The sequence below is a fragment of the Nocardia sichangensis genome (assembly GCF_047200615.1).
In the GTDB taxonomy this organism is placed as follows: domain Bacteria; phylum Actinomycetota; class Actinomycetes; order Mycobacteriales; family Mycobacteriaceae; genus Nocardia; species Nocardia sichangensis.
The window spans coordinates 314,076-325,566 of sequence record NZ_JBJZOK010000007.1 but is presented as its reverse complement, the minus strand read 5'-3'; the positions used below and the strand labels follow the sequence as shown (position 1 = coordinate 325,566).

Sequence of the window (11,491 nt, the reverse complement as noted above, 5' to 3'; positions counted from 1 at the left end):
AATGGGCACGGCCAGAAGCGTTCCCACCCCGCCGCCGAACTCGGCGGCGACCGCGGGCACCACACTCGCCCAAACACTCGTGGCCGCCGTCGAGGACGATCCGGACGCCCCCGCCATCCTGTCCGGCGACGACGAGCTGTCCTACCACGATCTGGAGACCCGCTCGTCGCGTTTGGCGCGGGTACTCATCGCGCGGGGCTGCGGCCCCGGCGCGGGCGTGGCACTCCGTCTGGATCGCGGCATGGAAGCGGTCATCGCGACCTGGGCCGTCCTCAAAACAGGCGCCGCCGTCGTCCCCGACACCGCACTGCCCGACGACCTCGAGGCCAAAGTCGGCCTCACCCTCGGCGATCCACCCACCGGCACCCTCGACTGGCTCGCCCTCGACGACCCCGCCGTCATCGCCGAGATCGCCGCCGAATCACCCCGCCCGGTCACCTACGCACACCGCACCCGGGCACTGACCGGCACCGACCCGGCCTTCGTCGGGGACCAGACCCTCAGCTACGACGATCTCGCCATCGCGGCCGCGCAACTGCGCGACCGGGACGAACTCACCTACGAGTCCGAGATCCCCTACCGCGGCGAACCGAGATCCTCCGCCGTTGTCATCGAACTGGTCGCCGCCGGGATGGTCGGCGCGGCGGTCGTCCTGGACACCGACGAGGAGGTGCAGGCCGACGAATGCGTGACCGGTTGATCGTTCCGGCCGCGCCGGAGCCGGATCGGCGACTTCGGCCGAGCAGAGCTCAACTGAAGTGGACGACCGAGAGGGTGCCTGCGACGATGCAGTACATGGCGAACGGCAGTAGGGTCCGGGTCTGGAAGTAGCGCTCCAGGAACCGTACTGCCAGCCACGACGACACCCCGGAGACGATGGCTCCGAACAACACCGGTCCACGGATGCCTTCGGTTTGCGGGCCGACCAGTTCCGGTAGTTCCAGGACTCCCGCGCCGAGGATCGCCGGAGTGGCCAGCAGGAAGGCGAATTTCGCCGCGTGCTCGTGCGCGAGACCCCGCGACAGGCCGCCGACCATGGTCAGGCCCGCACGGCTGAAGCCGGTCAGCAGCGCGCCGACCTGAGCGAAGCCGATGCCGAGAGCGTCCGCTGTCCCGAGGGCGGCCAGCGGCCGGTCGGATTGGCGCCGGGTCTCCGCCTCGGCCGTGAGGGTGCCTCTGCGGGCTTCCCGCCGAGCGAACCGCCGCCCGTATTCGGCCAGCGACGGCTCGTTCCGCCGGCGCAATCCCTCGCCGACGATCAGCACGATGCCGTTGAGCGCGAGAAAGATACCGGCGTAGAAAGGCGTCCCGAACAGCGCGTGCAGCGGATGTTCCAGCAGGAAGCCGAGCACGCCGACCGGAATGGTGGCGACGACGATCGACCAGGCCAGCCGCTGGGGGATGGTGTCGAGGCGGCCGGTGCGCAGCGTGGTGAAAAAGCCCGCCACGATGACGCACCAGTCGCGCCAGTAGTAGCCGAGCAGCGCCACCGCCGTCGCCACGTGCAGCGCCACCACGAACGCCAGATACGGTGTGCCCGCACCGGACTCGCCCTCGCCGGTCAACTTCTCCCAGTCGCCTCCGAGCCATGCCGCGACCAACACGGAGTGCCCCAGGCTGGAAATCGGGAACAGTTCGGTGACACCTTGCACCGCCCCGATGACTGTCGCTTGAAAGTAAGTGAGCATCGCCCCGAGTCTCGCACGCACACAACGCAACCGCGTGAGGGCCTCTCGCGGCCGGCGACGACGGCGGTCCCGCCGCGGCGGTGGCGCTGTCGCGGCGGGACCGGAATGTCGTTGTGCGGCAGCCAAAGCCGCGAAAGGACCGTCGGAGCTCGCAGAGGATCGACGAGACGAAGAGGGCACGCGGCTTCGGAATCCATGGGCGGTATGGCCGGGATCCAGGTGGGGGAAGCCGCACCGGCGCGGCAAAGCAGCTGGTCCCGAACACATCACAGAGGATCTGTGACGTCGATCATTTGATCACCGTCGGCGAGCTCGATGCCGTTTTTCAGGCGGTGGCGCCGGAGGATTCGGCGACCAGGTCGAGCGCGATGTCGACGATGAGGTCCTCCTGCCCGCCGACCAACCCGCGACGGCCCACCTCGAGCAGGATCGTGCGCACATCGATGCCGTAACGCCGCGAGGCGGTTTCGGCGTGCCGCAGGAAGGACGAGTAGACCCCGGCATAGCCGAGCGTGAGTGTTTCGCGGTCCACGCGGACCGGGCGATCCTGCAGGGGCCGCACCAAGTCGTCGGCGGCGTCCTGTAGCGCGAACAGATCGCAGTTGTGCTTCCAGCCGTGCAGGTCGGCGACGGCGACGAAAGGCTCGATCGGGCAGTTGCCCGCTCCGGCGCCGTGCCCGGCGAGCGAGGCGTCGACCCGGGTGACGCCTTCTTCCACCGCCACGACGGAATTGGCCACCGACAGCGAGAGATTCTCGTGCGCGTGGATCCCGATCTCGGTGCCGGGGTCCAGCACCTCGCGATAGGCGCGGACCCGGTCACGGACTCCGTTCATGGTCAGCCGGCCGCCGGAATCGGTGACGTAGACGCAGTGCGCCCCATACGATTCCATCAGTTTCGCCTGTTCGGCCAGGCGAGCCGGTTCGGCCATGTGGGACATCATCAGGAATCCGGAGACGTCCATCCCGAGTTCCCGTGCGGTGGCGATGTGCTGGGCGGACACGTCGGCTTCGGTGCAGTGGGTGGCTACGCGCACCGAGCGCACACCGAGCCGGTAGGCGTGCTTCAGTTCTTCGATGGTGCCGATGCCGGGCAGCAGCAGCGAGGTCAGCCGGGCGTGCGTGAGATTGTCCGCGGCGGCTTCGATCCATTCCCAGTCGGTGTTGCTTCCCGGACCGTAGTTCAGGCTGCCTCCGGCGAGACCGTCGCCGTGGGCTACTTCGATGCCGTCGACACCGGCCGTGTCGAGCGCCGCCACGATCCGGCCGACGTCGTCCGGAGTGATGCGGTGGCGCACCGCGTGCATGCCGTCGCGGAGTGTGACGTCTTGGATGAACAGTTGGGTGGTCATCGGAGCGCTTCCTGTCCCGCCGGCGCCGCGGCGATCGTGTCGGCGATGGATTCGGCGTAGCGCACGGCCGCCGAGGTCATGATGTCCAGATTTCCCGCGTAGGCCGGGAGGTAGTGGGCGGCGCCTTCGACCTCGAGGAACACCGTCACCTGATGGGTGGGCACGGTCGCCGTGTCCGGGCCGAGCAGGGTGTGCACCGGTTGGTCCTGCGGGACGGCGGTGATCTGGACTTGCTGCTTGAGGCGGTAGCCGGGGACGTAGGTGGCCACGTGCGCGATCATCTGCTCCACCGATTCGCGAATCGCCTCATGGGTGCCGGGATCCGGGGCGGTGACCAGGCACAGCACCGTGTCGCGCATGATCAGCGGCGGGTCCGCCGGATTGAGGATGATGATGGCTTTGCCGCGCCGCGCGCCGCCGACCGTTTCGATCGCGTGCGCGGTGGTTTCGGTGAACTCGTCGATATTGGCCCGCGTGCCCGGCCCCGCCGACTTCGAGGCGATGGACGCGACGATCTCGGCGTAGGCGACCGGCGCCACGCGCGAGATGGCGGCGACGATCGGGATGGTGGCCTGCCCGCCGCAGGTGACCATGTTGACGTTGGGCGCGTGGCGATGCGCGTCCAGGTTCACCGCCGGGACGACGAACGGGCCGAGCGCGGCGGGTGTCAGATCGATCAGGCGTTTGCCGAGCGGTTCGAGCACCGCGGCGTGGGCGGCGTGGGCTTTGGCGGAAGTCGCGTCGAAGACCACGTCGATCTCGCCGAAGTTCGGCAGTTCCAGCAGGCCTTGCACGCCGTCGGACGTGGTGGGCACGCCGAGTCTGCGCGCGCGGGCCAGACCGTCGGATTCCGGGTCGATGCCGACCATCGCGCCCATCTCCAGGACGGTCGAGTGCCGGATCACTTTGATCATCAGATCGGTGCCGATATTGCCCGATCCGATCACCGCGACTTTGAGCTTGGCGGGGCTGTCGTTCATGGTTTCACTCCCGAATGAAGGTCGCGGTCACCGATCCGAGACCGGTGATGTCCGCGGCGACGATTCCAGGGCCCTGGATCGGTGCCATCGGTCCGAGCGCTCCGGAGAGCACTGTCTGCCCGGCGCGCAGTGGCCTGCCGAACTCGCGAGTGGTCCGCGCCAGCCAGGCCAGTGCGTGCAGCGGATCGCCGAGGCAAGCCGCGCCGTTTCCCGTCGACACCTCGACACCGTCGATCGACATCCGCATCTGTGCCGTGACGGGCTCGAAGGAATCGAGGGTGCGGCGTTCGGCGCCGAGCACGTACAAACCGCTCGAAGCGTTGTCGGCGACGGTGTCACCGAAGGTGATGTCCCAACCGGCGATGCGGCTGTCGACGATCTCGAGCGCGGCCACGGCGTAGTCGACCGCGCCGCGGACCTGCTCGTCATCGAGCGGCCCCTCCGCCAGGTCCGCGCCGAGCACGAACGCGATCTCGGCTTCGACCTTCGGCTGCAACAACCGGCTCAGCGGCACGGGTGCGTCCTGCCCGTAGTACATGTCGTCGAACAACACTCCGAAGTCCGGTTGATCGACACCGAGCTGCCGCTGCACCGCCGCGGAGGTCAAGCCGATCTTGCGGCCGACCACCTCGGCGCCCGCCGCGATGCGCTCGGCGGTCAGCAGTTCCTGCACCGCGTACGCGGCGGTCACGTCGTCGGCACCGATCAGATCGCGCACCGGTCCGCACGGGGTGCCCGAGCGGGCGGCCGCGCTGAGCAGGTCGGCGGCGGCGATCGTGGCAGCGTCGGCAGCCACGGAGCGTCGGTCAAGGCCTGGGGGTGTTGGCATCAGAAGTCCCGGATCTCGTGAGGGGTGAAACAGTGCTCTCACTGTCGCCGCAGGTGGGACGCATCCGCCAGCATTGCGTTCCACTGAGCCGAACGCCGCCGCGGTAGAGTGAGCGGGTCCGGAGGTTGGAGGTCGACCGTGTCATCCGCGTTCGCTGGTCGTGCGATAGACGGTTCGACCGTGCTCGGCAAGATCATGGCCGTGCTCGAGGCGTTCTCGATCGACGACACCGCGTTGAGCCTGGCCGAGCTGGGACGGCGCACCGGCATTCCGAAGGGCACTCTGCACCGGGTCCTCGCCGACATGGTGGCGGTCCGACTATTGGACCGGACCGACGCCGGGTATCGGCTCGGAAGCTATGTGTTCGAGCTCGGGATGCGCGCATCGGTCGAGCGGAGTCTGCTCGAAGTGTCCATTCCATTTCTGGAGGAACTCAACGCGCGTATCCACGAGACCGTGCATCTGGGCATTCTCGACGGCACGGATGTCGTGTACCTGACGAAGATCGGCGGACGCAGGCAGGCCAGTGCCCCGTCCCGGATCGGGGGCCGTATGCCGGTGCACTGCACGGCCATCGGCAAAGTATTACTGGCCAACGCCGACGCGGCGCTTCGGGACGAGGTGCTGGCCGGGCCGCTTCGCCGCTACACCCCCCGGACGATGGCCCTACCGGGCACGTTGCGCACCCAGCTCGATCGAATCGCGGCCGACGGAGTGGCCTTCGAATTCGAGGAATCCGCGCCCGGCATCGTCTGCGTGGCCGCCCCCGTTCGCGAGGTGGACGAGGTGGTCGCAGCGATCAGCGTGGCGGGCCCGTCCCATCGGTTCAATCCCGAGACCCACGCGGCATCGGTTCGCGCGGCCGCCGACGGCATCGGAGCGACCCTGACCCGGCGGACCCGGTTGCTGTCCGCGCCTCCCGCCTGAGCACGAGGAAGACCCCGCCCGGCACGAGGCCGGACGGGGTCGGTAGTCCCCCAACGCGTATTCGTCGCTGAACCGCAGCCCGCGCTCCGCCGCACGCGTACGAAAGCAGGCACAGGCAGGGTAAAAGGTCGGCGAATCCGAGTTAGCTGACGGGTTCCCAGAAGGTATATCCATCTGTTACATTACCGATGCGGAGCCTATATAAACACGTGCTGCTCCTTCGTCCGAACGACAACGACGTCACCGGACATCCGACCCGACAACGACGTCGGCAGGCCGACAACGGGGTCGGCCACAAACGGATCCCATCCACCAGACAGCGCCTCGAGTTCTCGCCCATGCATCGCTCGCGACGGCCCGGCAGCGGTCGGCGCCTGCTCGCGCGGCCGTCCGACGTTCCGGCCGATTCGCGCCGCGCGGCACGGAGACGGACCACTCGCGGCGACGTGCCACCCGATCGGACATTGAGCCGGAGGAACCCATCGACATGCCGATCCCCTTCTCGACCGGGTTCGATTTGATCACCGCACTCGACGTGCGCAATGTCGAAGCGCATCTCGCCGAGGCCGTCGCGGGCTGTACCGCGTGCGCCACGACCGCCAGACCTGGGCCCGGCTGCCCCGCGGGTCTCGCCGCACAGATCCACAACGCCGCGACGGCTCCGCTGACGGCGATCGAGATCATCGACGGACTCCTCGCGCTGCGCCGGACGCCACAACCGGACGGGGCGTAGCACACGCGCACGTGCGCCGTCATACCGGAATAAGGTAGTTCAGAGGACGTCCGCGGATCCGCTCCGCGTGGGCCCGGACATGGAAACCGGACCGCACGCTCCCCCGGCCGCACGTGCCGTGAGCACTGAGGAGTTCAGTCCACCGGGACATCTCCCCCGCTGCTCGTACTCGCACCCGGCGAACCGGCGGCCGGGGATCAACTCGATGTCGTCGTCTGAGTTCGGGGAAAGCGGTGGCCCATGACATCCGCCCACCATGCGCTCAAACGCGACTCGGGCCAGATGATCCGGTCTCGGTCTTCATCGTCGGTGCCGGGCACGTTCGCGTCCTCGATCACGATGCAATTCCTTTGCGCCATTCAACCTTAGGGGCCCCTCGTTCTCGTGCGGCGCAAACGATTTGATGACATTTGTCGAACCGGCCGGTGGTCGAGCAGCGGGGATCCCCCGATCGCGTACCGGCGCGACCGCGCTGTCGAGCCGATACGTGCACCGGGTACCACCCGCGACCACAAACAAACCGTTCTTTCGGTGCCAGTTGCCGGAACCGCCGTGCGTGCCGAGGCGCAGCCGCCGCCTGACTTCGGTCACCTCACCAGGTGAGGACCGGTTTGACGACCGTGCCCGCGCGCTGGTCGGCGAGCGCGACATTGATGTCGGCGTGCGGGTAGGTCGTGACGAGACGGTCGATGGGGAACCGTCCCGCGGCGTGCAGGTTCAGCAGCTGCGGGATGAAGGTCGCGGGCACCGCGTCGCCTTCGAGGCAACCGCGGATCACCTTGCCGCCCAACACGATATCGCGCAGATCGATCGCCGGGACCCCGGCGCCCAATCCGACCGCGACCACCGTGCCGCCGATCGCCGCCGCGCCTGCCGCCGTGGCGAGCACGTCCGCCGATCCCGTGGTGTCGAGCGCGTGGGTCGCCCCGCCGTCGGTCAGCTTCCGGATCGTGGGCACGATGTCGTCGGCCGCCGGATCCAGGGCCGCGGTCGCGCCGAGTTCCCGCGCCAGCGCCCGCCGGACGGGTGACGGCTCCACCACAACCAGTTCGGCGACCTCGCACGCCACCGCCGCCAGCACACCCGCCATACCGACCGCGCCTGCGCCGTAGACCGCGACGCGGGCATCGTGATCCGGCCGCAGCACATTGAGCACCGCTCCGGCGCCGGTGAGGAACCCGCAGCCCAGTGGGGCGAGCACAGCCGGATCGACCTCGGTATCGACGACCACCGTGTTGTCGGCGGTGGTCAAGGCGTACGCGGCGAAGCTGGACTGGCCGAAGAACCCGTCCCGCACCGCGGTTCCGGCGACGGTGACCCGGCGCGACCGGTCCGCCCGCGCGCCGAACTGGTTGAGTTCCACCGCTCGCACGCAGTACGCCGGGCGTCCCGCTCGGCAACTGCGGCACGACCGGCAGTGCCGGAAGGTCAATACGACACGGTCACCGGGATGGACACCGGTCACCGCCGCGCCGACGGCCGCCACCACTCCGGCGCCCTCGTGGCCGAGCAGCACGGGACGGTCGGCGGCCCCAGCCGCCCGGGTGACCAGGTCGGTGTGGCAGATGCCGGTGGCCTGGACCCGGACCAGGATCTCGTCCTCGCGGGGGGCGTCGATCTCGACGGATTCGACGGTGAACGGCGCGGCGGGGTCGCGCGACAGCACCGCGGTGGTGGTCACCATCGGTCAGATCCGCTCGAGCAGGAAGTAGAAGTACTCGCCGTCGGCGAGCACCAGCTCCGGCCTGCCGTTCATGATGCCCATCAGCGTGTTCTCGTCGAGCCATTTGAAGTGGTCGAAGACCGGGCGCTTGTCGTAGACCATGGTGGCGGTGACCTCGCCGCGGAACTCGATGTTCCACAATGTCGCTTCCCCACCGCCGCCGAGTTCGACATCGGAGAACAGCGATCCGTCCTCGGCGCGGCAGATCAACGGTTTGGCGTCCAGCACACTGTGGAACGTCTTGCCGTACCAGCGGCTCACCGACAACGCTTTGCGCAGCGGATGCCCGGTCGGGAACGCCGCTCCCTTCCACTCGCCGAGGATGTCCTCGGCGCGCGCGGTGGGCAGGCCGGCCCACAGCGCGTCCAGCTCCGCCGCGGTCACTCCGGTCTCCCGCGCGACGAGTTCTCGCCAGCCAGCCCCCACAGAGCCCATAACCATCCTCGTTCCCGCCGCCGTTTCCAGAACCTTTTGGTTCGGCAACTGTATAGCCGAACCAAAAGGTTCGGCAAGATAGGATGCGGCAATGCGCGCAGCAGGTCAGGCCACCCGCGAACGAATCCTCGTCGCGGCCAAAGCGGAGTTCGCCCGGTACGGCATCGCGGGAGCGCGCATCAACCGCATCGCCGACGCGGCCAAAGCGAGCAAGGACCGGCTCTACGCGTACTTCGCGAGCAAAGACGAGCTCTACGCCGCGGTCACCGAGGAATGGGTCGCCCAGACCACCGACGAGACCGCCCTCGACGCCGCGGATCTGCCCGGTTACGTCGGCCGGCTCTTCGACCACTACGTCGCGCACCCGGACAACGCCCGGCTGCAGGCATGGGCGGAGATCGAGCAGACCCACATTCCCGCCGCCGAAGACGCCATCCGCCGGACCATCGCGGGAAAACTCGCCGAGATCCGCCGCGGCCAAGAGCAGGGATTGATCACCGGGGCGTTCGCGCCCATCACCTTGATCGTCATGCTGACCGACCTCGCCCGCACCGCGGCCATGCACGCCACCCGCACCACACAGCACAACATCACCGAACGCCGCGCCGCCACCGTTCTGGCCGCACGACGGCTGGTCAGCCCGGAGGCGACCCGAGCCGACGGCGGTCGCTAGATCTCGGGGCTTGCCGATCCGGCCCACGAGGTGGTGGGCTGATGGGAGCGTCGCAGCGCTCATACCGCGCACAGTGTTCTCCCGAAGAAAGGCGGTGCACCAGGTACTCGCCGGTGGACGACCGCCGGACGGTAAGCCCCGAGACCACGACGGAGAAACGCATGGACGAGATCGAAGGCACACCGCGGCTCACAGCGTTCCCACGCATCGACGACTACGGGTTCATCTCCGATTGCGAGGTCACCGCCTTGATCGCGCCCAGCGGCGCCATCGAGTGGATGTGCCTGCCGCGCATGGACTCTCCCAGCGTCTTCGCCGCGATACTCGATCGCTCCGCCGGCTCGTTCCGGTTCGCTCCCGCCGACTTCGTGGTGCCCACCGATCGTCGCTACATCCCGGGCACGATGGTCATGGAGACGAGCTGGCGCAGCGGCGAGGGCTGGGCGACGGTGCGCGACGTGCTGCTGGTCGGACCGTGGCGGCACCAGAAACCCGGCCGCAGCGCCCACCGGCGCACGCCCACGGACTACGACGCCGAGCACATCCTGCTGCGCACAGTGCACTGCGAGACCGGGCAGATCCAGTTCGGGCTCGACTGCCAACCGGCCTTCGACTACGGCAGGCATCGCGCGCGGTGGGAGTACCTCGGCAGTTATCACCTCGCACAGGCCGGCGCCGACGGGACCGATCTGCAACTGACCTTGAGCACCGACATGCGCTTGGGCCTGGAGGGCACGCACGCGGTCGCCCGCACCCTGTTGAAGAAGGGAGACACCCGCTTCTGCGCGCTCGCCTGGGGCAGTCGTGACGCTCCCCGCGACGTCGCGGAGGCCGAAGAGCGGCTGCTGCGCACGATCCACCACTGGCGGCACTGGCTGGCGGGCGGGCGATTTCCGGACCATCCCTGGACCGCCGAACTCACTCGCAGTGCGCTCACGCTCAAGGGATTGACCTTCGCTCCCACCGGGGCCGTCGCTGCCGCCGCCACCACGTCACTACCCGAAACACCTGGTGGTGAGCGTAATTGGGACTACCGCTATTCCTGGATCCGCGACTCCGCCTTCGCCTTGTGGGGCCTGTACACGCTGGGTTTCACCTGGGAGGCGAACGACTTCTTCTCCTACATTCTCGACCTGACCGAAGAAGCCCGCGACATGCAGATCGTCTACGGCATCGGCGGCGAGACCGATCTCGCCGAACAGACCCTCCCCCACCTGCGCGGCTACGACAACGCGGGCCCGGTGCGCATCGGCAACGAGGCCTACCGGCAACGTCAGCACGATGTGTGGGGCGCCGCGCTGGACGCGGTCTATCTCTACGGCCGTCATCAAGATCAGATCGATGCGCGGGCCTGGCCGCTGCTGGGCCGTGCGGTCAAGAGTGCCCTCACCTACTGGCGTGAGCCCGACCACGGCATCTGGGAAGTCCGCGGACAGCCCAGGCACTTCACCTCGAGCAAGGTCATGTGCTGGGTCGCCGCCGACCGCGGCGCCCGGCTGGCCCGCATCCACCAGGACTTCGCCCGCGCGCACCGGTGGCAACAGGCCGCCGACGAGATCCACGCCGACATCTGCGCACACGCGGTCGACTCCCGGGGGGTGTTCACCCAGTACTACGGCAGCACCTCGCTGGACGCTTCGACCCTGCTCATCCCACTGGTACGTTTCCTGCCACCCGAGGACGAGCGGGTGCGCAACACGGTGCTGGCCATCGCCGAGGAACTGACCGAAGACGGTCTCGTCCTGCGGTACCGCGTCGACGAGACCGACGACGGGTTCGCCGGGGAGGAAGGCGCTTTCACGATCTGCTCGTTCTGGCTGGTGTCGGCGCTGTCGGAGGTCGGCGAGAAGAAGAAAGCCAAGCAGCTGTGCGAAAAACTGCTCGGCTACGCCAGCCCCCTCGGCCTCTACGCCGAGGAGATCGATCCCCGAACCGGCCGACACTGGGGCAACTATCCGCAGGCGTTCACCCACCTCGCCCTGATCAATGCGGTCATGCACGTCATCCAGGACGAGCAAACACTCCTGCGGCAGGCGCTCGGCGGTGAATCGATCGCACCGCGACTGGACGACGCATCGCTCACCCGGGGATACATCCACCGCTGACCAGAAACCCGATCGGCGAAACCCGCTGCACCCCAACGGTGGGCGGC

At 68.4% G+C, this 11,491-nt stretch carries 12 protein-coding genes; 5 read left to right on the top strand and 7 right to left on the bottom strand.

Annotated features, from left to right (window positions below):
- A partial coding sequence (locus ACL03I_RS13190; protein WP_412806035.1) for an AMP-binding protein occupies positions 1-700 on the top strand: 700 nt, incomplete at its 5' end.
- 49 nt (positions 701-749) lie between these two features.
- Here ACL03I_RS13190 and ACL03I_RS13185 read toward each other — a convergent pair.
- The 4 genes from ACL03I_RS13185 to ACL03I_RS13170 all read right to left on the bottom strand — a co-directional run bounded on the left by ACL03I_RS13185 (position 750) and on the right by ACL03I_RS13170 (position 4,848).
- A complete protein-coding gene (locus ACL03I_RS13185; protein WP_355075536.1) occupies positions 750-1,688 on the bottom strand; it encodes an undecaprenyl-diphosphate phosphatase in 939 nt (312 codons plus the stop codon).
- 325 nt (positions 1,689-2,013) lie between these two features.
- Entirely contained in the window at positions 2,014-3,039 is a 1,026-nt protein-coding gene (gene dmpG, locus ACL03I_RS13180) for a 4-hydroxy-2-oxovalerate aldolase (RefSeq protein ID WP_355075535.1), read from the bottom strand.
- Complete coding sequence (locus ACL03I_RS13175) at positions 3,036-4,019, bottom strand: acetaldehyde dehydrogenase (acetylating) (protein ID WP_355075533.1); 984 nt, start codon at positions 4,017-4,019, stop codon at positions 3,036-3,038. The genes dmpG and ACL03I_RS13175 overlap by 4 nt, the downstream gene beginning before the upstream one ends.
- Positions 4,020-4,023: 4 nt before the next feature.
- On the bottom strand, positions 4,024-4,848 hold the full coding sequence (locus tag ACL03I_RS13170) for a 2-keto-4-pentenoate hydratase (protein WP_412806034.1): 825 nt from the start codon (positions 4,846-4,848) through the stop codon (positions 4,024-4,026).
- Between the two features lie 195 nt (positions 4,849-5,043).
- Between ACL03I_RS13170 and ACL03I_RS13165 the strand changes: the two genes are divergently transcribed.
- Together ACL03I_RS13165 and ACL03I_RS13160 are read left to right on the top strand one after the other, a co-directional pair.
- Positions 5,044-5,775 (top strand): IclR family transcriptional regulator, encoded by a 732-nt coding sequence (locus ACL03I_RS13165; protein WP_412806045.1) that lies wholly within the window; start codon positions 5,044-5,046, stop codon positions 5,773-5,775.
- Between the two features lie 487 nt (positions 5,776-6,262).
- Positions 6,263-6,508: a hypothetical protein gene (locus ACL03I_RS13160; RefSeq protein ID WP_355075527.1), complete on the top strand. Its 246-nt coding sequence runs from the start codon at positions 6,263-6,265 to the stop codon at positions 6,506-6,508.
- 197 nt (positions 6,509-6,705) lie between these two features.
- Here ACL03I_RS13160 and ACL03I_RS13155 read toward each other — a convergent pair whose 3' ends face one another.
- From ACL03I_RS13155 to ACL03I_RS13145, 3 genes are all read right to left on the bottom strand, one after another.
- Positions 6,706-6,846: a hypothetical protein gene (locus tag ACL03I_RS13155; protein ID WP_355075525.1), complete on the bottom strand. Its 141-nt coding sequence runs from the start codon at positions 6,844-6,846 to the stop codon at positions 6,706-6,708.
- A gap of 254 nt (positions 6,847-7,100) precedes the next feature.
- Complete coding sequence (locus ACL03I_RS13150) at positions 7,101-8,189, bottom strand: NAD(P)-dependent alcohol dehydrogenase (RefSeq protein ID WP_355075562.1); 1,089 nt, start codon at positions 8,187-8,189, stop codon at positions 7,101-7,103.
- Positions 8,190-8,195: 6 nt separating this feature from the next.
- Positions 8,196-8,666 carry a DUF4334 domain-containing protein gene (locus tag ACL03I_RS13145; RefSeq protein ID WP_355075523.1) on the bottom strand — a complete coding sequence of 157 codons (471 nt, stop codon included), beginning with the start codon at positions 8,664-8,666 and terminating at the stop codon, positions 8,196-8,198.
- A gap of 91 nt (positions 8,667-8,757) precedes the next feature.
- Between ACL03I_RS13145 and ACL03I_RS13140 the strand changes: the two genes are divergently transcribed.
- Both ACL03I_RS13140 and ACL03I_RS13135 read left to right on the top strand, forming a co-directional pair.
- A complete protein-coding gene (locus tag ACL03I_RS13140; protein ID WP_355075522.1) occupies positions 8,758-9,339 on the top strand; it encodes a TetR family transcriptional regulator in 582 nt (193 codons plus the stop codon).
- A 161-nt stretch (positions 9,340-9,500) separates the two neighbouring features.
- Positions 9,501-11,444, top strand: coding sequence for a glycoside hydrolase family 15 protein (locus ACL03I_RS13135; RefSeq protein ID WP_355075520.1), 1,944 nt, complete (start codon positions 9,501-9,503; stop codon positions 11,442-11,444).
- The last annotated feature ends 47 nt before the right edge of the window (positions 11,445-11,491 follow it).